This is a genomic window from Nonomuraea sp. N2-4H (assembly GCF_045291505.1).
Lineage (GTDB): Bacteria > Actinomycetota > Actinomycetes > Streptosporangiales > Streptosporangiaceae > Nonomuraea > Nonomuraea fastidiosa.
On record NZ_CP147987.1, the window covers coordinates 3,202,759 to 3,224,284 of the forward strand.

At 71.1% G+C, this 21,526-nt stretch carries 22 protein-coding genes and 2 pseudogenes; 14 read left to right on the forward strand and 10 right to left on the reverse strand.

From position 1 onward, the window contains the following. Window positions 1–4: 4 nt before the first annotated feature. The gene (locus WBK31_RS14800) at window positions 5–451 is read right to left on the reverse strand and encodes a MarR family winged helix-turn-helix transcriptional regulator (protein WP_364050807.1); all 447 of its coding nucleotides are present in this window, start codon (window positions 449–451) and stop codon (window positions 5–7) included. A 93-nt stretch (window positions 452–544) separates the two neighbouring features. Here WBK31_RS14800 and WBK31_RS14805 point away from each other — a divergent pair, with 93 nt between their 5' ends. After that, the gene (locus WBK31_RS14805) at window positions 545–982 is read left to right on the forward strand and encodes a hypothetical protein (protein ID WP_364050810.1); all 438 of its coding nucleotides are present in this window, start codon (window positions 545–547) and stop codon (window positions 980–982) included. Between the two features lie 45 nt (window positions 983–1,027). Next, window positions 1,028–1,801 (forward strand): MerR family transcriptional regulator, encoded by a 774-nt coding sequence (locus WBK31_RS14810; protein WP_406675045.1) that lies wholly within the window; start codon window positions 1,028–1,030, stop codon window positions 1,799–1,801. A 4-nt stretch (window positions 1,802–1,805) separates the two neighbouring features. On the opposite strand, the gene WBK31_RS14815 is transcribed toward WBK31_RS14810, so the two are convergent. Both WBK31_RS14815 and WBK31_RS14820 read right to left on the reverse strand, forming a co-directional pair. Continuing rightward, window positions 1,806–2,240: a MarR family winged helix-turn-helix transcriptional regulator gene (locus WBK31_RS14815; protein ID WP_364057382.1), complete on the reverse strand. Its 435-nt coding sequence runs from the start codon at window positions 2,238–2,240 to the stop codon at window positions 1,806–1,808. A gap of 5 nt (window positions 2,241–2,245) precedes the next feature. Continuing rightward, window positions 2,246–2,626, reverse strand: a complete 381-nt coding sequence (locus WBK31_RS14820; RefSeq protein WP_406675046.1) for a hypothetical protein — start codon at window positions 2,624–2,626, stop codon at window positions 2,246–2,248. Window positions 2,627–2,775: 149 nt separating this feature from the next. Here WBK31_RS14820 and WBK31_RS14825 point away from each other — a divergent pair, with 149 nt between their 5' ends. The 7 genes and pseudogenes from WBK31_RS14825 (at window position 2,776) to WBK31_RS14855 (ending at window position 11,559) form a co-directional block, all read left to right on the forward strand. After that, window positions 2,776–3,840: a sugar ABC transporter substrate-binding protein gene (locus WBK31_RS14825; protein WP_406675047.1), complete on the forward strand. Its 1,065-nt coding sequence runs from the start codon at window positions 2,776–2,778 to the stop codon at window positions 3,838–3,840. After that, entirely contained in the window at window positions 3,840–5,375 is a 1,536-nt protein-coding gene (locus WBK31_RS14830) for a sugar ABC transporter ATP-binding protein (RefSeq protein ID WP_406675048.1), read from the forward strand. The genes WBK31_RS14825 and WBK31_RS14830 overlap by 1 nt, the downstream gene beginning before the upstream one ends. Next, window positions 5,372–6,340 (forward strand): ABC transporter permease, encoded by a 969-nt coding sequence (locus WBK31_RS14835; protein WP_406675049.1) that lies wholly within the window; start codon window positions 5,372–5,374, stop codon window positions 6,338–6,340. Before WBK31_RS14830 ends, WBK31_RS14835 begins: the two co-directional genes overlap by 4 nt. Before the next feature lie 58 nt (window positions 6,341–6,398). Beyond that, a pseudogene (locus WBK31_RS14840) lies at window positions 6,399–7,789 on the forward strand (hydantoinase/oxoprolinase family protein); the annotation flags it as partial. Between the two features lie 33 nt (window positions 7,790–7,822). Then, window positions 7,823–8,440 (forward strand): hypothetical protein, encoded by a 618-nt coding sequence (locus WBK31_RS14845; protein WP_406675498.1) that lies wholly within the window; start codon window positions 7,823–7,825, stop codon window positions 8,438–8,440. Then, window positions 8,440–10,167 carry a hydantoinase B/oxoprolinase family protein gene (locus WBK31_RS14850; protein ID WP_364050831.1) on the forward strand — a complete coding sequence of 576 codons (1,728 nt, stop codon included), beginning with the start codon at window positions 8,440–8,442 and terminating at the stop codon, window positions 10,165–10,167. The genes WBK31_RS14845 and WBK31_RS14850 overlap by 1 nt, the downstream gene beginning before the upstream one ends. 147 nt (window positions 10,168–10,314) lie before the next feature. Beyond that, window positions 10,315–11,559: an esterase/lipase family protein gene (locus WBK31_RS14855; RefSeq protein ID WP_406675050.1), complete on the forward strand. Its 1,245-nt coding sequence runs from the start codon at window positions 10,315–10,317 to the stop codon at window positions 11,557–11,559. Between the two features lie 339 nt (window positions 11,560–11,898). Here the strand turns inward: WBK31_RS14855 and WBK31_RS14860 are convergent, their stop codons facing one another. Then, window positions 11,899–12,813 (reverse strand): SDR family oxidoreductase, encoded by a 915-nt coding sequence (locus WBK31_RS14860; RefSeq protein ID WP_364050858.1) that lies wholly within the window; start codon window positions 12,811–12,813, stop codon window positions 11,899–11,901. A 120-nt stretch (window positions 12,814–12,933) separates the two neighbouring features. Here WBK31_RS14860 and WBK31_RS14865 point away from each other — a divergent pair, with 120 nt between their 5' ends. Next, entirely contained in the window at window positions 12,934–13,503 is a 570-nt protein-coding gene (locus WBK31_RS14865) for a TetR family transcriptional regulator (RefSeq protein ID WP_364050861.1), read from the forward strand. A 154-nt stretch (window positions 13,504–13,657) separates the two neighbouring features. Here WBK31_RS14865 and WBK31_RS14870 read toward each other — a convergent pair whose 3' ends face one another. Next, on the reverse strand, window positions 13,658–14,050 hold the full coding sequence (locus WBK31_RS14870) for a hypothetical protein (protein WP_406675587.1): 393 nt from the start codon (window positions 14,048–14,050) through the stop codon (window positions 13,658–13,660). 175 nt (window positions 14,051–14,225) lie between these two features. Continuing rightward, a pseudogene (locus WBK31_RS14875) lies at window positions 14,226–14,618 on the reverse strand (OmpA family protein); the annotation flags it as partial. On the opposite strand from WBK31_RS14875, the gene WBK31_RS14880 reads away from it, so the two are divergent. Then, window positions 14,527–14,799, forward strand: coding sequence for a hypothetical protein (locus tag WBK31_RS14880; RefSeq protein WP_378790289.1), 273 nt, complete (start codon window positions 14,527–14,529; stop codon window positions 14,797–14,799). The pseudogene WBK31_RS14875 and the gene WBK31_RS14880 overlap by 92 nt on opposite strands. Window positions 14,800–15,519: 720 nt before the next feature. Beyond that, a complete protein-coding gene (locus WBK31_RS14885) occupies window positions 15,520–15,984 on the forward strand; it encodes a hypothetical protein (protein WP_364050867.1) in 465 nt (154 codons plus the stop codon). Between the two features lie 58 nt (window positions 15,985–16,042). On the opposite strand, the gene WBK31_RS14890 is transcribed toward WBK31_RS14885, so the two are convergent. The 3 genes from WBK31_RS14890 to WBK31_RS14900 all read right to left on the reverse strand — a co-directional run bounded on the left by WBK31_RS14890 (window position 16,043) and on the right by WBK31_RS14900 (window position 19,061). Then, window positions 16,043–17,413, reverse strand: coding sequence for a hypothetical protein (locus WBK31_RS14890; RefSeq protein WP_378789084.1), 1,371 nt, complete (start codon window positions 17,411–17,413; stop codon window positions 16,043–16,045). 218 nt (window positions 17,414–17,631) lie between these two features. Further along, window positions 17,632–18,507 carry a hypothetical protein gene (locus WBK31_RS14895; protein WP_364050872.1) on the reverse strand — a complete coding sequence of 292 codons (876 nt, stop codon included), beginning with the start codon at window positions 18,505–18,507 and terminating at the stop codon, window positions 17,632–17,634. After that, window positions 18,504–19,061, reverse strand: a complete 558-nt coding sequence (locus WBK31_RS14900; protein WP_364050875.1) for a sigma-70 family RNA polymerase sigma factor — start codon at window positions 19,059–19,061, stop codon at window positions 18,504–18,506. Before WBK31_RS14900 ends, WBK31_RS14895 begins: the two co-directional genes overlap by 4 nt. Window positions 19,062–19,337: 276 nt before the next feature. Between WBK31_RS14900 and WBK31_RS14905 the strand changes: the two genes are divergently transcribed. Next, window positions 19,338–20,336 carry a putative FMN-dependent luciferase-like monooxygenase gene (locus WBK31_RS14905; protein WP_364050878.1) on the forward strand — a complete coding sequence of 333 codons (999 nt, stop codon included), beginning with the start codon at window positions 19,338–19,340 and terminating at the stop codon, window positions 20,334–20,336. Between the two features lie 19 nt (window positions 20,337–20,355). Here the strand turns inward: WBK31_RS14905 and WBK31_RS14910 are convergent, their stop codons facing one another. Further along, window positions 20,356–20,982 (reverse strand): lactate utilization protein, encoded by a 627-nt coding sequence (locus tag WBK31_RS14910; protein ID WP_364050881.1) that lies wholly within the window; start codon window positions 20,980–20,982, stop codon window positions 20,356–20,358. A 153-nt stretch (window positions 20,983–21,135) separates the two neighbouring features. Between WBK31_RS14910 and WBK31_RS14915 the strand changes: the two genes are divergently transcribed. Then, on the forward strand, window positions 21,136–21,522 hold the full coding sequence (locus WBK31_RS14915; protein ID WP_364050884.1) for a helix-turn-helix domain-containing protein: 387 nt from the start codon (window positions 21,136–21,138) through the stop codon (window positions 21,520–21,522). The last annotated feature ends 4 nt before the right edge of the window (window positions 21,523–21,526 follow it).

Genomic DNA, 21,526 nt, shown 5'->3' on the forward strand with positions numbered 1-21,526 from the left:
ATGGTCAGGCGTGGTGCTCGACCAGACGGGTGAGGAGGTCGGTCAGGGTCCGCCGGTCGGCGGGGGAGAGCGGGGCGAGGTATGCGTCCTGGGCGGCGGCGAGCAGCCGGTCGAGGTCGGCGAGGCGCTTCCGGCCCGCCGGGGTGATGGTGATGATGTTGCGGCGGCGGTCGTCCGGGTCGGGTGCGCGTTCGAGCAGGCCCTGGGCGGCGAGGTCGTTGACGGCGGCCACCACGTCGCTGCGGTCGATGCCGGTGCGGCGGCCGAGCGCGGCCTGGCTGGCCGGGCCGTACTCCTCCACGGTGGCGAGCAGGGCGTAGTGGTAGCGGCGCGCGCCCGCCTGGGCGAGCGCCTGGTCCACGATCCGGTTGGCGATCAGTGCCGCGCCGTTGGTCAGCCTGCTCGGCAGCGTACGCAGCCGCTCGGGCGGCGGCCCTTCGGGGGTGTTCACGGGCCGAATCTAGCAAAAACGTTGGCGCCACCCACGAATGGCGCTATCGTTGGTTAGGCCAACATTGGCTCAACCAACGAAAAGGATGCCCGTATGACCACCGACCACACCTTCAGCACCCGAGTCGTCGGACAGACCGAGAAGGCGCTCAACGCCCTCCTCGACCGGCTGCTGGCCGGGACCGGCATCACCGAACCCCAGTGGGTGACGCTCACCCTCGCGGCGACCAGCGGCGAGCCCCTCTCAGGTGACGCCCTCGCCGAGCAGGCGGCCCACTCGCTGAAGGTCGACCACGCCACGGCGCACCGCCGCATCGCCGAGCTGGCCGGCCACGGCCTGCTGCGCATCGGCCAGGACGGCACCGTCGAGGTCACCGAGCGCGGCCAGGCCCAGTGGGGTGAGGTCCGCGCCGCCATCACCCGCATCACCGGCGAGCTGTGGGGCGACCTGCCGGAGGAAGACCTGGCCACCGCCGGCCGCGTGCTCGCCACCGTCCTGTCCCGCGCGAACGCGCTGCTCGCCGCTGCTTGAGCGGGGGTTTGACCCGCACGCCGCGTCAGGCGGCACAGTGTGCGCATGACCGCACGCGAGTACACCGTCGGCGTCATCGCCGACCTGACCGGCGTCTCCGTACGCACGCTGCACCACTACGACGAGATCGGCCTGCTGACGCCGAGCGAGCGCAGCCCGGCGGGCTACCGGCTCTACTCCGACGACGACCTGCGCAGGTTGCAGCGCGTCCTGTTCTACCGGGAGCTGGACTTCGGCCTCGACGCGATCGCCGCCATCCTGGCCGACCCGGCCCGCGACGACGCCGACCGGCTGCGGGAGCAGCGCGCGCTGCTCGGCGAACGCATCCAGCGGCAGCAGGCCATGGTCGCCGCCATCGACAGGGAGCTCGGCGCGCGCAGGCTCGGCCTCACCCTCACCCCCCAGGAGCGGCTGGAGATCATCGGCAGCACCCGTCTGGAGGACAACGCGGCACGGGCGGAAGAGCTGTTCGGCGGCTCCGCGCAGTGGCGGCAGCGCCGGGAGCGCTCATCGGCGTACTCGGCCGCCGACTGGGCCGAGATCCGCGAGGAGCAGGCGGGCATCCACCGGCGGCTGCCGGAGGCGATGAACGCCGGCCTGCCCGCCGACGACCCCGCCGTCATGGACCTGGCCGAAGAGCACCGGCTGCACCTGCACCGGCGCTTTCACGACTGCGACCACGACGTCCACCGCGAGCTGGCCAGGGCCTACCTCGCCAACCAGCGGATCGGCCGCAACTACGACGACATGGCGCCGGGGCTGTCCCGGTACATCCACGACGCCATCATGGCCAACGCCGACCGCGCCCGTCAGGGCTGACGGCTCAGGCGTCCAGCGCGTACGAGCGGTCGATCAGCTCCTCCATCGCCCGCTGGAAGTCGCGGCGGCGCTGCTCGCTCCAGCCCTCCGTCAGCCGTTCGAAGACCTGCTCCTGCCATTCGTGGGCCTGGTCGAGCAGGGTGTGACCGAGGGGCGTGAGCGCGGCCTCGCGCCGGCGGCCGTCCGCCTCAGACGCGCGCAGCGTGAGGTACCCGGCCGCCACCGCGCTCTTGACCAGCCGGGACGCGCCGCTCTGGTCGATGCCGATCTCGTGCGCCACCGCGTTGACCGTCGCCTCGGCCCCGCGCCGGGCCAGCGCGTGGACGGCCTCGGTGACGAGGACGAGCCGGCCGTGTTCGGACACCTTGCCGCCGCCGGTCAGGGCGGGCCTGCGCGACCAGTGCCGGACGAACGCGAACAGCACCTGCCCCGGCCCCATGGCGCTCACTCGGTGGCCGCCATCTCGCGGCAGATGTACGCCAGCTCCAGCGCCTGCCGCAGATCCGGCAGCCGGAGAGCGGCCGTCACCTTGCCCCCGGCCACCCGGAAGACCGTCGCCACGCATACCGGCTCCTGGCTCTGCGGCCAGGTGGCGTCCTGCTCCACGACCATGAGGCGCTCGCCGACCGGATGCCACGAGCGCGGCCGCAGCCTGATCCCGGAGCGCTCCACCCACTGCGCGAACTGCTCGGGCGTGATCGGTCCCGCGCCCTTCGGCCCCAGGACGACGACCGGATCGCCGACCGCCCGCGCCGAGCGCTCCAGGTCGCCGTCGTTCACGCTCGCGTGCCACTCGTTGATGGCCGCCTCCAGTGCCGACTTCATACCGAAATTCTATGCAAAACGCATGTATCTCGGGAAGCGGCGGCGTCTATCGAATGACATTGCACCGTTGACCCACGAGTTGCAGTGTGACATGGTACTGATTCAAGACAGGTCGCTACCTGCGGAAACATACGCACCATGAAATAGAGGTGCCTGTGAAACCACTGTCCAACCCCCAACGCAGACTGGTGATCGCGGCCTCCGCGCTTGTCAGCCTGACCCTCGCGGGCTGCAACTCCGACGTCTCCCAGGTCTACTCCTCCGCAAGCGCCGCCCCCAGCGGCAAATCGGGCCAGGTGCGCATCGCCCTGCTCGCCTCCTCCAGCCAGAACGGCTTCAACAAGGCCGTGTACGACGGCGCCGTGGCCAAGGCCAAAGAGTACGGCGACGTCGAGGTGACGATCTTCGACGGCAAGTTCGACAGCCAGACCCAGTTCAACCAGGTGCAGAACGTCGCAAGCCAGGGCACCTACGACGGCATCGTGCTGGTGCCCAACGACAACGTCGGCATCGCGGCCGCCATCCCGGCGGCGGCCCAGGCCAAGATCCCCGTGGTGACCACGCTCTTCCCCGTCGGCCCGAACCTGACGGAGTTGAAGCCGCAGGTCGAGGGCATCGTCTCCACTGTGGCGGCCAACACGGAGGAGAACTCCAAGAAACTCGCGGCAGGCGTCGTCGAGTACTGCGAGGACAAGGACCCGTGCCGGGTCGCGATCCTCATCGGCCAGCTTCAGTTCCCGTTCGACAACCTGCGCAACAAGGCGTACCGGTCGGTGCTCGACGGGCATCCCAACATCAAGGTCGTCGCCACCGGCCAGGGCAACTACGACCGCGACACCTCGCTGAAGGCCATGCAGAACATCCTGCAGGCCAACCCCAAGCTCGACGTAGTGCTGTCCAACGCCGACCAGCAGACCATCGGCGCCCAGGTCGCGCTGGAGAGCGCCGGATACGACCTGAGCAAGATGTACGTGACGGGCGGCGGCGGCAACCAGGAGGCCATCAAGCAGGTACGCGCCGGCACATGGGCCGCCGACCAGGTGGACTTCCCCAACAGCATGGGCAGGGCCGCGCTGGAGCAGGTGGTCAACGCGGTGCGCGGCAAGCCGGTCACACCGGTGATCGACGCCAACACGCTGGGCCCCGTACCGGTGATCGTCACCAAGGAGATCCTGGACGAGCACCCCGACTTCGCCGGCGAGTGGGCCGATTGATGGGCGGACCGGCACCGGCGGTGGCCGCCACCGTACGCGAGCTGTCCGTCCGCTTCGGCTCCACGCAGGCGCTCGACTCGGTGTCGCTGTCCCTCTTCGAGGGCGAGGTGCACGGCCTGGTCGGCGAGAACGGCGCGGGCAAGTCCACGCTCGGCAAGGTCATCGGCGGGCTCTACCAGCCGGACTCGGGCGAGCTCGAGGTGTTCGGCCGGGCGGTGCAGCGCTGGGACACCAGGCGGGCGCAGGACGCCGGCGTCGTGATCATCGCGCAGGAGCTGTGCCTGGTCCCGGCGCTGACCGTGGCGGAGAACGTGTTCCTCGGCCGGGAGCACCGCACGTTCGGCGTCCTGCACCGGGACCTGGACGCCCGCTACCGGGAGCTGGAGAAGCTCTGCGGTTTCGGGCTGCCCGCCGACGCGCCGGTCCAGAGCCTGCCGATCGCCGACCAGCAGAAGGTCGAGATCATGCGGGCCCTGGCCCGGGACGCGCGGATCATCGTCATGGACGAGCCCACGTCGTCGCTCACCGCCGACGAGAGCGAGCGGCTGCACGAGATCATGCGCTGGCTGCGCGAGCGCGGCACCACCGTCGTCTACGTCACCCACTTCCTCGACGACGTGCTCGCCAACTGCGACCGCGTCACGGTCATGCGGGACGGCCGGGTGATCAGGACGGCGCCCGCCGCGCAGGAGACCAAGGCCGGCCTGGTCGAGGCCATGCTCGGCGAGCCCGCCGACATGCTGCTGCCCGAACGCCCGCCCGCGCCGCCCCCCGACACGCCGCCGGTGGCCGAGATGCGCGACGTGCACGCGGGCGCGGTCAGCGGCGTGTCGCTGCGGGTGCGCCCCGGCGAGATCGTCGGGCTGGCCGGGCTGGTCGGCAGCGGCCGTACGGAGATCGCCCGCGCGCTGTTCGGCTGCGACCGCATCGGCTCCGGTGAGGTGCTGTTCCGCGGGGAGCCGGTCACGGACGCCTCGCCGCGCGCGTCGATCGCCCGCGGCATGGCCATGATCCCCGAGGACCGCCGCGCCCAGGGCCTGGTGCTGCTCCGCCCGGTCCTGGAGAACGTGACGCTGCCGCACCTCGGCCGCTTCACCCGCACGGGCGTGCTGTCGCGCGGCGGCGAGCGGGCGGCGGTGCGCGAGCTGATCGAGCGTCTCGGCGTACGCCCGGCCGCGCTCGACGGCGACATCGCGGTCTACTCCGGCGGCAACCAGCAGAAGGTGCTGTTCGCCAAGTGGCTGCTCGGCCGCCCCGAGCTGCTGATACTCGACGAGCCCACCAGAGGCGTGGACGTCGGCGCCAAGTCCCGCATCTACCAGCTCATCGTGGAGATCGCCGCGGCCGGCACCGGCATCCTGCTCATCTCCTCCGAGCTGGAGGAGGTCGCCGGGCTCAGCCACCGGGTCCACCTCGTACGCGGCGGCTCGATCGTCGGCGAGGTCCCCGGCCCCGGCACGTCCGTCGACGAGATCCTGCAGCGCCTCTTCGAGGTGGAGCAGCCCGCAGAAACTTCCAGGGAGGGAAGGCCATGACCGCCACCGCACCGGCGCGCGCGGGAACCACCGGCGTCAACGTGCCGGCCCTGGTGCGCCACTACGCCGTCCTGATCATGCTCGTGGCGCTCTTCGTGGTGCTGAGCGTGTCGACGTCGTCGTTCCTCACCCTCACGAACCTGCTGAACATCCTCAACCAGAACGCCCCGCTGGCGATCATCGCGGTGGCCGGGACGCTCGTCGTCATCTGCGGCGGCTTCGACCTGTCCACCGGGGCGATCTTCAGCGTCGCCAACGTGGTGGCCGCCTGGGTCGCGGTGCACCTGGGCAGCCCGGTGCTCGGCCTGCTCGCCGCGCCGCTCGCCGGGGCCGCGCTCGGCCTGGTGAACGGGGTGGCGATCACCCGGCTGCGCATCCACTCGTTCCTGGCGACGCTGGCCTCCAGCCTCGTGTACGGCGGGCTGGCCGTGCTGATCACCGGCGGTTTCCTCATCAGCGTCCCGGCCGGCGGGTTCACCGCGCTCGGGCGGGGCGGCATCGGCCCGGTCTACTACGCGATCGTCATCCTCGCGGTCTTCGCCCTGCTGTCGGGGTTCCTGCTGAACCGCACCGCGTTCGGCAGGTACGTGCTGTCCGTCGGCGGCAACGCCGAGGCCGCCGAGCTGTCCGGCATCCGGGTGAACCGGATCAGGCTGTACACGTTCCTCTACAGCGGCCTGGCCGCCGGCATCGCGGCCGCCATCGGGGTGTCGCGAATCGGCACCGGGCAGCCGCAGGCGGGCGACGGCCTGCAACTGCTGGCGATCGCGGCGGTCATCCTCGGCGGCACCAGCATCTACGGCGGCGTCGGCGCGATCTGGCGCTCGGTCTGCGGCGTGTACCTGCTGGCGCTGATCGACAACGGCTTCGACATCCTCAACGCCAACCCGTTCTTCAAGGACCTGACGACCGGCGTGGTCATCCTGGCCGCCGTCGCGCTGAGCGTGGCGAGCAGACGACGATGACCGGCCCGCCGACCCCATCGCTCGCGGCCACGCACGAACTACCCAGAAAGGCGGAACGATGAGCAGGCTTGCGATCGACGTCGGTGGCACGTTCACCGACGTGGTGGAGCTGAACCCGGAGACGGGCGCGCTCAGCTTCGGCAAGGTCCCCACCACGCCGGACGCGCCGGCGCGCGGTGTCATGAACGCCTTCGCGCTGGCCGAGTCCGGCACGCCGGCCATCACGATGTTCACGCACGGCACCACGCTCGGCCTCAACGCGCTGCTCACCAGGACGGGAGCGCGCACCGCGGTCATCGCGACGAAGGGCTTCCGTGACGTCTACCTGCTCGGGCGTACCGACCGCAGGACCAACTACGACATCACCTACCGCAAGCCGCCCGCGCTGCTGGAGCGCTACGACACCTTCGAGGTGCGCGAGCGGTGCCTGTTCGACGGGAGCGTGCACACGCCGTTCGACGAGGAGGACGCCCGCCGGGTGGCCACCGTCATCGCCGAGCGCGGCTATGGCTCCGTCGCGGTGGCGTTCCTGCACTCGTACGCCAACCCCGAGCACGAGCTGCGCATGCGGGAGGTGCTCGCCGAGGTCGCGCCCGGCGTCGCGGTCACGCTGTCGCACGAGCTGTCCAGGGAGTACCGCGAGTACGAGCGGACCAGCACCGCCGTGCTGGACGCCTACGTCAAGCCGATCGTCCACCGCTACCTGCGCGAGCTGGAGGGCGAGCTGGCGGGCGACGGCTTCCGGGGCCGGTTCCTCATGACCCGCTCCGGCGGCGGCGCGATGACCGCGCAGGCGGCCCGCGAGCAGCCGGTCAGCCTCATCCTGTCCGGCCCCGCCGGCGGCGTCATCGGCGCGGCGGCGCTGTCGCGGCTGCTGGACCAGCCCAACCTCATCACCATCGACATGGGCGGCACCAGCCTCGACGCCTCGCTCATCCTCGACCACGAGCCGGTCCTCTACCAGGGCGCGGAGTTCGAGGGACTGCCGATCAACACGCCGTCGCTCTACATCCACACCATCGGCGCGGGCGGCGGCTCCATCGCCTGGCTGGACGAGGCCGACGCGCTGCAGGTCGGCCCGCAGAGCGCGGGCGCGGCGCCGGGCCCCGCCTCGTACGGCAAGGGCGGCACCGCCCCCACCTTCACCGACGCCGCGCTGGTGCTCGGCCACCTCGGCGCCGACAGCCCGCTCGGCGGCACGCTCACCCTCGACCGCGACCTGGCCGACAAGGCGCTGCAGCCCATCGCCGCCCGGCTCGGCCTGTCCACCGAGGCGCTGGCGCGCGGCATCGTGCAGATCTCCACTATGAAGATCATGGGCGCGGTCCGCGCGATCACCGTGGAGCTGGGGCGCGACCCGAAGGACTTCGCGCTGCTGTCGTTCGGCGGGGAGGGGGCCTGGTGGCCGTCGAGGTGGCCAGGGAGCTGGGCATCTCGACCGTGATCGTGCCGCCGGGCCAGGGCGCGTTCTCCGCGTTCGGCATGCTGCTCGCGGACGTGCAGCACGACTACGCCCGCACCCTCGTCACCCCGCTGGCCTCCCTCGACGCGGCCGCCGCCGACGCCGTCTACCGGGAGATGGAGGCGGCGGCGGCCGAGCAGCTCGAAGCGGAGGGCTTCGGCCCCGACCGGCGCGTGCTGACGCGTACGCTCGACGTCCGCTACCAGGGGCAGGAGCACTCGGTCACGGTCTCCTGTCCCGACGACCCCGAGACGTTCGGCGCGGCCGTCGCGTCCGCCTTCGCCGAGCTGCACGAGCGGCAGTACGGCCACACGATGGACGACCCCGTCGAGGTCACCACGCTGCGGCTGCGCGCCACCGGCACCGTCGACAAACCCGAGCTGCCCACCATGCCCGAACGCGCATCGGGCGAGCCGCGACCGGCCGGCACCCGCCGGGTCTACCTGTCGGAGGACGAGCCGGCCGCCGAATACCGCGTCTACATCCGCGAGGACCTGCTGGCGGGCGACCTCATCACCGGGCCCGCGGTGATCACCGAGCACACGGCCACGTCCGTCATCCACGCCGGCGACAGTCTGCGCGTCGGCCGCTACGGCGAGCTGGTCATTTCCGTGAACGACAGGACCGGGAGGCAGTAGTGAGCACCACCACCACGACGGACTCCATCACCACGGAGATCATCCGGCACGGCCTGCTCGCCGCCGCCGACGAGATGGCACGCAACCTGTGCCGCACCGCGTACAACACGGTCGTCTACGAGATCCACGACTACGGCATCGGCATCCACGACGCCCACGGCGACGTGGTGGCCGACGCACCCGGCATCGCGGTGTTCACCCGGGGCAACGACCACGGCATCAAGCGGGCGATCGAGTTCCTGGGCCGCGACGCGCTGGAGCCCGGCGACGTGTTCATCCTGAACTATCCGTACTGGGCCTCCGCGCACACCCTCGACCCGCTGGTCTTCGCGCCCATCCACCACGACGGCGAGCTGATCGGGTTCGCCTCCTGCCGGATCCACGTGCTCGACCTGAAGCAGAAGGACCCCGGCTACGTCCTGGACTCCACCGACATGTACCAGGAGGGCCTGTTCTTCCCCTGCTCCCGGCTCTACCGGCGCGGGGTGCAGAACGACGACGTGTTCAACATCATCCGCTTCAACAGCCGGATGCCCGAGCGGACCATCGGCGACATCCAGGCGCAGGTGTCGGCGTGCGTGACCGGCGTGCGCAGGACCCAGCAGATCGCCGCCAAGTACGGCGCGGGGGTGCTCACCGCCGCCATGGACGCCATCAACGACCACGGCGAACGGCTGGCCAGGCTGGCCCTGGCCAAGCTGCCCAAGGGCACCTGGACGGCGCACGACTTCGTGGACAGCGACGGCATCGACACCGACCGCCTGATCAAGCTGAACGTCACCGTCACCATCAGCGACGACGAGATGGTCATCGACTGGACCGGCAGCGAGCGCGACGTCAAAGGCCCGATCAACCTGCCGCTCGGCCAGACGGAGGCGTTCTGCAGCCTCATCTTCAAGGCGCTCACCACGCCGGACACCCCCGTCGTCGCCGGCAACTTCCGCCCGCTGCGGGTGGTCACCGAGCCCGGCTCGGTGATGCACGCGGTGCCGCCCATGCCGACGTTCACGCTGTGGACCGGGCTGCTCGGCGGCGAGGTCGTGCTCAAGGCGCTGGCCCAGGGCATGCCGGACCGCGTGCCCGCCTGCTCGGGCGGCGACGTGTGCTCGATGATGGGACTCGGCGTCAACCCGCGCACCGGCGAGGCGTGGCTGGAGGCGACCAACGAGGCCGTCGGCTTCGGCGGCCACGCGGGCGGCGACGGCGAGGACGGCATCATGCACCTGTCGGAGCCCGGCTGCCGCAACAACCCGGTGGAGGTGCTGGAGACCAAGTCACCGATGTTCATCGAGTGGTACGGCTACCGCCCCGACAGCGGCGGCCCAGGCCGGCACCGGGGCGGCGTCGGCGTCGGCCGCACCTACCGTTTCACCGCGCCCTCCACCGGCATCTGCCTGGTCTACAAGACCAAGACCCGGCCGTGGGCCATCGGCGGCGGCAGGCCAGGCGAGAGCAACCACGTCATACTCAACCCGGGCACCGACCGCGAGGTGGTGCAGGGCGGCAGCTACAACCGGCTGGAGGCGGGCGAGGTGCTCGTCAACAACACCGGCGGCGGAGGCGGCTACGGCGACCCGTTCGAACGCGAGCCCGCGCGGGTGGCGGCGGACGTCCGCAACGGGTTCGTCAGCGTGGAGGCGGCGGCCCGCGACTACGGCGTCTCGGTGGACCCGGTCACGTTCGAGGTGGACGAGGAGGCCACCGCCCGGCTGCGCGCCTCCCGCTGAATGTGCCTCGGGCACACCAGGGGCGCGGCGAAAGTGTGGCGGGCGGCGCTGGAACGGCCGCTCGGATCCGGTGACGATAACGGGCGATCTCCGGGGTTGCCGGCACGCCGCCGTGGCGGTCGCCGGATCCCTGTGACAGGAGGCCCGATGCGTTATCTGTGGACGGTCGCGGTGCTGCTCGCCGCGCTGCTGGTGCCGGCCACCGCCCATGCCGCGACCCCGTCGTACCTCACCTTGGAGGCCACGTACACCGGCGTCGCCAACGGCTGGGCCAAGGTCGAGCGGTACCTCGACACCACCCCCGGCTTCACCCAGGAGGACTACCCGCCGGACGGCCGCGGCGACCAGGACGGTCAGCGCCTGACCTTCTTCGGCGGCGTCAAGCGGCCCTTCTCCGGCCGGTTCCTGCTCTACTACGCGCCCGGCTGGAACACCAACCCCAAGACCACCCCGGTCCTGCTGGTGCACGGCGCCAACGACAACCCCGACCGGGCCTGGGCGAACCCCGGCGAATCCGGCGGGTTCGGCTGCGGCGCGCTCACCTGCCCGCGTACGGGGCTGATGCAGCACCTGGTCGACGCCGGTCACCGGGTGTTCGCGATCGGGTTCGCCCACAAGGAGGGCGACAACCTCATGCAGGCCCAGCAGGTCGGCGACGCGATCGCGATCATCAAGGACCGGCTCGGCGTCTCGTCCGTGGACCTGGTGGGGTGGAGCAAGGGCATGATGTCGACCCGCATGTACGTCTCGTCGGTCAAGCCGAGCTGGGGCCGCTCGTACGCGGGCGACGTGCGCAAGCTCATCACGATCGGCGGGCCGAACGCCGGCTACGACTACCCGTTCGCGCACGGCTGGGCGCACGACCTGTCGATCTGGCCCGAATGCGGCGGCCGGATCAACTCGCCGTCGCCGCACACCCACATGACCTGCTACGGCGTCTACGCCTACCATCCGGAGTTCTCGTTCGTGCCGACCGGCGGGCACGACGCCTACCCGGGGCAGCGGCAGATGCTGGCCCGCTTCGACGGCACGTACGGGATCGACCAGACCCAGCAGGACTGGTACACCACCTACTACGGCGGCCAGGGCTTCTACACGGCCGGTCCCGGCATCCAGGCCGCGATCGACGCCGGGTCGCTGATCTCGCGGATCCGGCAGGCCGGGGTGCCGTCGTCGGTGAAGACGTATCTGCTGGCCGGCGGATCGCCGACCGTCGTGGGCATCTACAACGAGAACCGCGGGCCCAGCGACGGCGTGGTGTTCGTCAGCAGCGCGCTGTCCACGACGGGCATCGGCACCGTGTCAGGCACCGCGCTCATCGCCACCGTCAACCACCTCACGCTCGGCTGGCACTCCCAGGTCAAGTCGCAGGTGGCGAGCTGGCTCGCCTGACACCGTTGCGGGGTGGCGGTCCTCGTTGTTGGAGGGGGCCGCCTCCCCAGGCCCTGGGAGGTGGCGGCACCGTCTCGTTGCCGACGTCGTACACCGTGATCGTGGCGGGGTCGTCTCCGGGCTCCCCGGCCACGGGCGTGATCAGGCCGTAGGCGAGCATCGGCGCTTCGTCCATGGCAGGTCCGACGCGGACGGGCGTGAGGGCCGGGGCCGGCGCGATGACTTCCAGCATGCCTCCCTGGCAGGCGGGCCGTGAGCGCGGCGGGTCAGCGCCTGGGCACGGGGGTCGCCGCCGGGCGGGCCGAGGAGGCGGCAGTCGTCCTGACGCCCGGAGAACCGCTAGGCCGCCGGGCCTGCGGCCAGGTAGTCGCCGTGCTCGATGTCGTCGAGCAGCGTGGGGTGCTCGGGCGACCAGCCGAGGAGTTCGCGCGTGTACGCGCTTGAGGCGGGCCCGTCGAAGGCGTACACCCGGGCCAGGAACGGGTTGGCGTAGTGCGTGGCGGCCTCCTCCGGGGTCAGTGAGACCGTGGGCACGCCGAGGCGGCGGCCGATAAGCTCGGCGATGCTCTTGAAGACGACGGCGCTCTCGCCCACGCCGTGCAGCACGCTGCCCGCCGGGGCCTTCTCCAGCGCCAGGCGGAACAGGACGGCCGCGTCCTGCCGGTGCACGGCGGGCCACCGGTTGGAGCCGTCCCCCACGTACGCCGAGACGCCCTTCTCGCGCGCGGTGGCGATCAGCATGGGGATGAAGCCGTGGTCCTGCGGGCCGTGGACGGTCGGGGCCAGGCGCACCACCATGGCGCGCACTCCGCGACCGGCGAAGGCCAGGGCGGCGTCCTCGCTGGGGACGCGGTAGGCGGCCAGGCCGTTCCTGTCGGGCTCGTCCTTCTCGGTGCTCTCGCGGCCCTCGGGCATGACCGCCGTGCCCGAGGTGATGACGAACGGCTTGCCCGTGCCCTCGAGCGGCCGGCCGAGCGCCTCGATCGCGGCGAGGTCGGCGCGCTTCATGCGGTCGGGGTCGGCGAAGTCGATGACGTACGCCATGTGCAGCACGCCGTCGGCGGCCTCCGCGCCCCTGCGCAGGCTGTCGAGGTCCTCCATGGAGCCGCGCAGCGGAGTGGCGCCCAGCGACTCCAGCTTGGCGGCGGCGGCGTCCGAGCGCGCGAGGCCGGTGACCGTGTGACCGGCCCTGATGAGCTCGGCGACGACGGTGGGGCCGGTCTGGCCGGTACCGCCGGTGACGAAGACATGCATGGAACTCTCCCACTTAAAGTCAGTGACTGGCGTAAAGAAATGCCAGTCACTGACCTTAAGTAGTGTCAGTCACTGGCGTCAAGAAGCGCCAGTGACTGACATTCAGCTATTCTGCGGACCGTGCCACGAAGCGGAGCAGAAGCGCGCCGCCGCCTGCAACAGGCGGCTCTGGAGCTGTACCGGGAGCGCGGGTTCGACCAGACCACCACGGCCGAGATCGCCGCGCGGGCAGGCGTCAACGAGCGCACGTTCTTCCGGCACTTCCCCGACAAGCGCGAGGTGCTCTTCAGCGGGGAGGCCGAGCTGCGCGCGGCGCTTGAGCAGGCGGTGGCCGAGGCGCCCGACGGCCTGCCCGTGCTCGACCTGCTGCTCCACGCGTTCCGCGAGGTCAAGCACCTCCCCGAGAGCAACCGGCCGTTCGCGGAGCCGCGCCTTGAGGTCATCGCGGCGACGCCCGCGCTGCGCGAGCGGGAGCTGGCCAAGGCCGCGGCCATCACCGAGGCGGTGGCGCAGGCGCTGCGCAAGCGCGGCGTGGCCGAACGGCAGGCCATGCTGGCCGCCCAGGCCGGGTGGGCCGCCTTCCACGAGGCGATCGCGGCCTGGATCGCCGACTCGTCGCAGAGCCTGGACGATCACCTTCTCCAGGCGTTCGACGACCTGCGCGCCCTGACCGGCCACTCCGGCCGGTGAATCACAGCACCACGCGCAGATGACCGCAACCGTCGTGCCGCCGCGGAGGCTTCTTCTCAGCGGCGACCTGCTGGCCGCCGTACTGCGCTGATCAGTTCTCGGGTGTGGCGCGGCGGAGTGCGGCCTCGCGGGAGCGGAGAAGTCGCCGTGAGGGTCACTCGATCGGTACGTCGGGCACGGAGCCGAGGCCCTCGACCTCCAGCGTGATCGACGTGACCGAGTCGGCGGGCGCGGGGTAGTAGACGTAGCTCCTGTTGACCTCGCCCTTGTCGAGACCCGCGACGAAGTTCTCCACGAACTCCTTGTCCATCTTCAGCGGCAGGTACCGCGCCTTGGTGGCCGGGTCGACGAGGGTGAACCTGGCGTAGTCGGCGTTCGTGGAGAACGGGTTCGAGCCGTTGGAGAACGGCGCGGGGACCGCGACGTACTGCCGGTCGCCCTCCGAGACGACGTCGAAGGTCGCCAGCAGGTAGGCGCCGTCGCGGCGGAACGGATGCACATCGATGCGCAGCACGTCCTGGTGGAGCCGCCGCCGGAGTGACCCCACGACCGGCTGGGGGTCGGCAAGGAAGGGGGCCGGTTCCCTGACGGACCCGCGCACCTTGCCCGCCGGCGGGCTCGACGTGCCAGGCCGTGCCCGGGCTCTCCTGCTTGAGCTGGTACGAGATCTCGACGCGGCGGTTGCGGGCCCGGCCCTCGGGGTTGTCGCTGCCGTCCGGCTTGGTGTTCTCGGCGATCGGCTCGCTCTCGCCCTTGCCGGTGGCCTCGTACCGGTACTCGCCGCCCAGCTTGCCGGCGAGATAGCGGCGCACCGCCTCGGCCCGCCGCACCGACAGCTTCTGGTTGTAGGCGTCCTCGCCCTTGCTGTCGGTGTGCCCCTCGATGACGATCGGCGGCTTGGCCGGGTCGGCGCGTTCGCGGGTCTCCTCGACCACCTCGTCGAGCACGGCGGTGGCCTTGGGCGACAGATCGGCCTTGTCGAAGGAGAACAGCACGTCCGTGCGGAGCCCGATCGTCTCTTCGGTGCCTTCTCGCTGCGTCGTCTTCTGCGGGGTCTCGATCAGCTCGTTCACGTCCGAGACCGCCGACCAGATCTCGCCCGACGGCGGCACCACCTGCCACTGGACCGTCGCGCCGGGCGAGGGCGACGCTTCCGGCTCGCGCTCGCGCGCGACGGGCGGCTCGGCGCCGTCGGTGACCGGGATGCCGGTGAACGGCGCGAACGCCAGGTCGGGCACGACCGAGACCTGCCGGACCTCGGCGGGCAGCGGCGGGAAGTACACCTCGACGGGGTAGCGGACGCCCGGCTGGAAGTACTCGGGCAGGCGGTTCAGATCCTTCAGGCTGTGGCGGGTGCCGAACGCCCGGCTCGTGCCGTTGTCCTCCCGCAGCGTGAAGTACACCTTCTTGCCGACCGGGTCGAACAGCCGGAACCTGCCGAACGTCACCGTCTGTAAGGGGAGCCCGTCGTATCCGAAGTCGCCGGAGGAGATCTTGTCCTCCAGGTTGGTGATCTCCATCTTGAGCGCGGTCAGGTCGCGGTGCCGTTCCACCGCCTTCACCTCGATGCGGAACTTGTCCGCGCCGTGGAATCCGACCAGCCCTTCCCGTACGTACGGCCCGCCCGATGCGCTGGGAGACGGCGAGGCCGGGGAGAGGAGGCGCCGGCCCGGGGCGGAGCGGGCGTCGGAGGAGGGCTGCTCGGGGTTCTGGGGTCGGCACCGCAGCCGCACAGCGACAGGACCGCGAGGACCACGGCCGTCTTCCTGAGGACATGCATCGGCATCAAATCCCACAAGTCGGTCAGGTGTGATCGCTGGCATAGCTTAGGGATCACAAGCGACGCCGGTGACCTGTTCGTGCGGTTTCCAGAGCCGGGTGGCGACGCCGGCCATGACAGGTGAGCGGGCTGTCACTCCCACGGCTACATCACAGAGAGTGAGCGCATGATTACTTGGAGTACGCATAGGCGGCGTGCGGCAAACGCCGCCCCTTCCTACGAAAGGAAGCACCCGCATGGCCCGTACCCTCACCCGACGCTCGCGTTACGCGGCGCTGGCCGGGGCGATCCTCGGCTCGACGCTGCTGACCGTGCCCACCGCCCCACCGGCGAACGCCGTCACGGTCACGGTCCGAGTCGCCTACATCAAGGACGACCCCTTCGGGGTCAACCAGTACGACGTCCGGTTCAACGGGACCGTCCGCTCCGACGGCCCCAACGCGTACATCATCGAGGGCGAGCTCGACGCCTACTGTCACCATGGCACCCTCACCGGCCAGTCCGTGCGGCTCGACTACGGCGCCACCCGCCGTAGCTGGCAGGACGTCAGGTACTGGTGCACTGACACGCCGGTCCCCATCCGTGTGCGCGGTTCCCGCGACTACGGCGACACCATCGACATCAAGGTCGGCGCCACCAGCGGCAGCTTCAACACCTACCAATTCGGCGAGACCCAGCGGTTCAACGTCGGAGTCGACTGATTCCGCAGCTCCAGGAGGCGGGCCGCGCCCGGACGACCACGTGCCGGGGGCGGCCCCGCTAATTCCGTGACGGGTCCCGCTGGAAGGCGAGGGCGGCGGCCAGGCAGGCGACGGGGACGACGGGCAGCACGTAACGGTGGTCGAAGTCGAGGACCGCGACCGGGCCGACCAGCAGCGCCAGCGCCACGGCCTGCGGCAGCAGCGCCACGCGCGGCCGGCGGATCGCGGCCACCGTTCCGAGCAGCAGGATCGCGGCCAGGAACGGGCCGCGCAGGTAGGCGACGTACTGGTAGGCGATGAGGAAGTCCGCGTACGGCGAGACCGACGACAGGCCCCGGATGTCCGGGTCGTACTCGCGTTTCACCTTGTCGATCAGCGGCTGCGCGGGCAGCTTCCAGTGTCCCTTCCTGAAGCCGAACGCGGGCGTGGTGCGTTCGGGATGCGGGATAGGGGTCCAGGAGAAGGCGATGGCGGTGTCGCGGGCCACGTCTCGCAGGTAGTCGAGCGGCTGGGCCAGGATCGCCCGTACGGCGAACTCGCGGGCCAGGTCGTTGTGCGTGAACCGGTCGCCGGGCAGCAGGTTGAGCGACGCCTGCGGGGCCCAGACGTACTCCGATGCCGCGTCCAGCTCCGTGCCGTTCGGGCACAGGCGGGCCAGGTGGGGCGGCGGCTGGATGCGGGCGCAGTCGGCGAAGGTCATGGTCCGCGCCCACAGGGCGACGCCGTCCGCGCCGCTGATGGCGAAACGGCCGTGGTGCTGGGCGTACCAGGCGGCGTACCCGGTCAGAGGCAGCGCACCCGCCAGCGCCAGCGCGCCCAGCGGCCGCCACCCCACCCGCCGCACGGCCAGCACCAGCACGACGAGCAGCAGCAGGGGCAGCGCGATCGTCCTGGTCAATGCCGCCGCGGCGAACAGCAGGCCCGCGCACGCGGCCGCCCGTACCGAGACCTCCGGCGACCACATCAGGACGGCCAGGGCGGCCACGATGAGGAAGATGAACTGCGTGTCGGACAGGATCCCGGTCTCCAGCCGCAGGAACGAGGCGTCGAACAGCAGCGGCACCGTCGCGGCCGCCGCCGCCCAGCCGGGCACCGACCTGCGCCGCAGCACCGCGTAGAGCAGCAGCCCGGTGGCCAGGCCCATCGCGTGCTGGACGGCGACGATCAGCTCCACGCTGTGGAACGGCAGCAGCGCCCGCAGCAGCAGCGAGTAGCCGATCGGGTGGAAGGACGCCGACGGCGCAGGATGCACCGCCATGTCGAGGTAGGTGAAGGAGTCGTACCAGTAGAGGGTGGCGGGGCGGTAGCCGAGCATCGTCACCACCCGCAGCGCGGCGGCCAGGGCCAGCAGTACGGCGAAGAGGCGGTGGTCCGCGAGGGCGGCGGAGCGGCGCTGCGAGGGCAGCGCGACGCGAGTGTCTACGAGCACGGTGGATCCGATCGTGTACGGGCATGGCGAACCGCACCCATGGCGGTCGCCTGGATGGCATGCGGGGATCAGGTGGCAGGCAAGGCGGCGGCCGGCCTCCGGCGTGCGGTGCCGCCTGCCGGCTTCGTCAGCGGACGTTCAGCGTCCGGCGCGCGCCGGATCCGCCGGTGGGCGGCGCACGCCGGGTGAGGCCGGGCCTGCGTGCTGCGGGCGGAGCGTCAGCAGCCTTTCTGGGGCCGGCGTACGCCGGGCTCGCCGGGCCCGTTGTAGTCGCTGGGCTTGCCGGGCTTGTCGGCGACGAGCAGGAGGGCCTGGTGGTCGGCGCTCATCACGCCGTCGAGCACGTACCAGCCGTCGGGGGGCGTGAAGCCGCGGGGCCTGCCGTACGCGGTGTACGACGGGGTGACGCCGCGCTCGCGCAGCATGGCCGCGACCTCGGCGACGGTCCGGTTGACGTAGTCCACGCAGTGCAGCGGCTCGCCGGGCATGGCGATGCCGGGCGGCATGCCGTATCGCTCGCCGGGTGCGGCCCGGCGGCCGAGGATGACACCGGCCTTCTTGGTGTAGCCGACCGGCACCTTCAGGCCGATGGGGCAGCCGCCGAAGCGCTCGCAGGGCCCTGGACGGTCGATGGCGCGGATCGGGCCCTGCGCGGGCACCGTCTCGCCCGCCCGCAACCGGTCCACGTCGTTCAGCACGAAGATCTGCCCGGTCATGCTCGCGGAGGTCGGCACCAGCTTGAGCGTGATGTTGATGCCCCTGGCGCGCAGCTCCCGCTCGTACACCTCGGGCTCGGCCATCAGGTCCTTGACCGTGATCACGTAGTGGCCGTCCACGACCTTGATGTCCAGCGCGGCGGACGCGGGGGCCTGCGCGACGCCGAACGACATCAGCACGGTCAGCGCGGCCAGCGCCGGCACCGCCGCCCACCTGCGGATCCGAGAGGTGAGACGGCCTCTGCGGCTCTCGGCGACGGGGATGGAGGTGACCTCCTCCAGCAGCTCCCTGGAGATCGGCGTCATACCGGGACCGGGATCGGGCGCGATGCCGGCGACGAGACGATCGATCTCGTGCATCACAGTGTCCCTTGTCATGGCGTCCCCTTTGTCATCGCGACGGCGCGCAGGCCGATGCGGGTGATGTCGACGTTCTCCGCGAGCAACTGCTTGGCCAGCCGTTTTCGAGCCCGGTGCAACCGCAGGCGGGCGTTGGCGCGGGAGCAGCCGAGCACGGTGGCGATCTCGTCGGAGCCGAGCCGTTCCCAGCCGGCCAGCGCGAGGATCTCGCGGTCGCCGGGGCTCAGCCGGGCGAACGCCTCCTTCACGCCACGCAGGTGATCGCCGGGCTCGGCGTGCTCCGCCGCCCATAGGGCGAGCTCCTGGCCGAGCCGTTCGACCAGCTCGCTGCGGCGCGACTCGGCGCGGCGGCCGTTGGCCAGCACGCGGCGGGCCACGCCGAACAGCCACAGGCGGGCGTCCCGCCCTTCGGGTATGTCGTCCAGGCGGCGCCAGGCGGTGGCGAACGTCTCCGCGACGGCGTCGGCGGCGTCCTCGTGGGATGCGGTACGCCGCCGTACGTAGGCCAGGATGTCGGCGTAGTTGGCGACGTAGATCACCTCGAAGCGCTGCTTACGGTCCTGGTGCGTCACGTCGCCTGCTTCCCTCCGATGGGTCCGACATCCCATACCTGTCCGGACCCGCCGGATCGTTTCACCTCATCTCCGGCCGTTCGGGGACAGTAAGCCCTACATTCCCTACTAGATGTATGGGTTATAGTGCATGATCGAGAAAGGCGACCCGATCGAAAACCGCAGCTCGTCGCGGTCCCCCCGTGAAGCAAAGGACGCGTCGTTGATAACCGGAAGCACCCAGCCTGGGCATGACAACACCCGTGAGTTGTCGGCCGCGTTCCAGGAGCGGATGCCATGAGACTCGGATTCTTCACCCGGCTGCTGGACGACGTACCGCCCGGCGAGCGCTACCGGCTGGCCGCCGAGCAGATCAGACATGCCGAGGCGTACGGCTTCGACACCGCGTGGGTGGCGCAGCACCACTTCGACGGCGAGGAGGGCGGGCTGCCCGCGCCGCTGGTGTTCCTGGCCCACGTCGCGGCCACGACCAGCCGCATCAGGCTCGGCACCGGGATCATCACGCTGCCGCTCGAACATCCGCTGCGGGTGGCCGAGGACACCGCCGTGCTCGACCTGCTATGCGGCGGGCGGCTGGAGGTGGGCGTCGGCGGAGGCGGCACGCCGTCGGCATTCGTGCCGTTCGGACGTGACCCCGCCGACCGCGCGGCCCTGTACGCCGAGCACCTGTGGGTGCTGCGGCGCGCCTGGGCGGGGGAGCGGCTCGGCGGCGGCAACCGGCTCTACCCGCCCGCGTCCCGGCTGCTCGACGCCGTGTGGGAGGCCACATTCTCGGTCTCCGGAGGCGCACGCGCGGGCCGGGCTGGGCATGGGCTGATGCTCTCCCGTACCCAGCCCAGGCCCGCGGAGGACCCGCAGGCCACCCTCGCCGACCTGCAGCTCCCGATCATCGCGGCCTACCGCGAAGCCCTTCCGCCGGGGGCCGAGCCGCGCATCATGGCTTCGCGGACCGCGTTCGTCGCCGACAGCCGGGCCGAGGCGCTGCGCTACGCCGAGCTGGGCCTGGGCCGCCGCAGGCTGCCGTACGAGCTGCCGCAGCGCGATCTCCACAGCAAGATCGCGGCCTTCGACGTGCACCTCGGCACGCCGCAGGACGTCATCGAGAGCCTGCGCGCCGACCCCACGCTCGAGCAGGTGACCGACGTGGCCTTCCAGGTGCACTCGGTGGACCCGCCGCACCCGCTCATCCTGCGCTCCATCGAGCTGCTGGCGACCGAGGTCGCGCCCGCGCTCGGCTGGCAGCCCTCGGCGGAGGCCGGCGCGAGGCGGGCGTGACCCGTCGTTCAGTAGCCGTTCAGAAGCCGATCTCCTCGCGTACGAGTACGACCGTGGCGCGCTCCGGCAGGGCCTCGCGCTCGATGATGAGGATCTTGCCGATGAACGACGACTGCCCGATCTCCTGCAGCCGCTGGTGCTCGCGCGGCAGGCTGTACGTGCGCACCCGCCGCAGCCCGGTCTCCAGGTCAGGCACCACCTTCTGCGCGCCCACCACCCAAATGACCTTGCGCGCCCCGGACGCGTACGGCGCGAGCTGGCTGCCGCTGGCCGAGGCGACGACCAGGTGGCCCTCCTCCGTCACCGCGTGCACGCTGCCCACGACGTACTCGGCGGTCGCGCCGAGGCGGAGCACCGCCTGCACGTCGTTCTCCGGCAGCTCGGCGCCGGCGCGGACGGAGGCGTACGTGCCGGACTCGTCGAGGTCGGCGGCGATGCCGGACAGCCGGAGCGTCTCGCTGGAGGTGGTGAAGACGCTCTGGTCGCCGGGGACCAGCTCGCCGACGAGCTTGCGGGCGTCGGCGACGCTGTCCACGACGTGCACGACGAAGCCGTTCTCGCGCAGCGCCGCGGCCGCGCGGTCCAGCCGCCCGTCCAGAACGGGGGCGGCGAAGGTCTGGTCGGGCACGAGAGTTTCCACGGACATGATGAATCCCCTGAATATTGCGACGGTTTCGACTGGTAACCGGCACCATTCTGAGTAACGCTTAATTCCTACCGGAAGTAGGCACTTTTATCTGCCTCGGTGAAACGGAGGGAACCCTTGCACGTCGACAGCCCAGCGGCCCGCGTGAATTCCGTGCTGAAAGCGCGCGACGAGCTGACCTGCCAGGTCCGCGACGTCCTCAACAGGGTGGGGGACAAATGGACCCTGTCGGTCGTCAACGAGCTGGGCGCCGGGCCGCGCCGCTTCAACGAGGTGCGGCGCGCGGTGCCCGGCATCAGCCAGCGCATGCTGACCAGGACCCTGCGCGTGCTCGAACGCGACGGGCTGGTGGTCCGCAGCATCTACGCCGAGGTGCCGCCCAGGGTCGAGTACGAGCTGACGCCGCTCGGCCGCACGCTGCTCGAACGCGTCTCCGGGCTGATCGACTGGGCCGTGGAGCACCACGAGGACGTCGAGAGCGCGCGCGGCCGCTACGACGCCCGGCACCCGGGCGACGCATCCCGAGATTTCGCGGAATGAGGGG

Bases quoted from the DNA above. Each gene is read 5' to 3' on its own strand.
- WBK31_RS14835 (WP_406675049.1), top strand. From the start codon at position 5,372: ATGACCGCCACCGCACCGGCGCGCGCGGGAACCACCGGCGTCAACGTG.
- WBK31_RS14860 (WP_364050858.1), bottom strand. From the start codon at position 12,813: ATGCATGTCTTCGTCACCGGCGGTACCGGCCAGACCGGCCCCACCGTC.
- WBK31_RS14820 (WP_406675046.1), bottom strand. From the start codon at position 2,626: ATGAAGTCGGCACTGGAGGCGGCCATCAACGAGTGGCACGCGAGCGTG.
- WBK31_RS14885 (WP_364050867.1), top strand. From the start codon at position 15,520: ATGGCCCGTACCCTCACCCGACGCTCGCGTTACGCGGCGCTGGCCGGG.
- WBK31_RS14855 (WP_406675050.1), top strand. From the start codon at position 10,315: ATGCGTTATCTGTGGACGGTCGCGGTGCTGCTCGCCGCGCTGCTGGTG.
- WBK31_RS14810 (WP_406675045.1), top strand. From the start codon at position 1,028: ATGACCGCACGCGAGTACACCGTCGGCGTCATCGCCGACCTGACCGGC.
- WBK31_RS14910 (WP_364050881.1), bottom strand. From the start codon at position 20,982: ATGTCCGTGGAAACTCTCGTGCCCGACCAGACCTTCGCCGCCCCCGTT.
- WBK31_RS14845 (WP_406675498.1), top strand. From the start codon at position 7,823: ATGCTGCTCGCGGACGTGCAGCACGACTACGCCCGCACCCTCGTCACC.
- WBK31_RS14830 (WP_406675048.1), top strand. From the start codon at position 3,840: ATGGGCGGACCGGCACCGGCGGTGGCCGCCACCGTACGCGAGCTGTCC.
- WBK31_RS14805 (WP_364050810.1), top strand. From the start codon at position 545: ATGACCACCGACCACACCTTCAGCACCCGAGTCGTCGGACAGACCGAG.
- WBK31_RS14815 (WP_364057382.1), bottom strand. From the start codon at position 2,240: ATGGGGCCGGGGCAGGTGCTGTTCGCGTTCGTCCGGCACTGGTCGCGC.
- WBK31_RS14905 (WP_364050878.1), top strand. From the start codon at position 19,338: ATGAGACTCGGATTCTTCACCCGGCTGCTGGACGACGTACCGCCCGGC.
- WBK31_RS14895 (WP_364050872.1), bottom strand. From the start codon at position 18,507: ATGACAAGGGACACTGTGATGCACGAGATCGATCGTCTCGTCGCCGGC.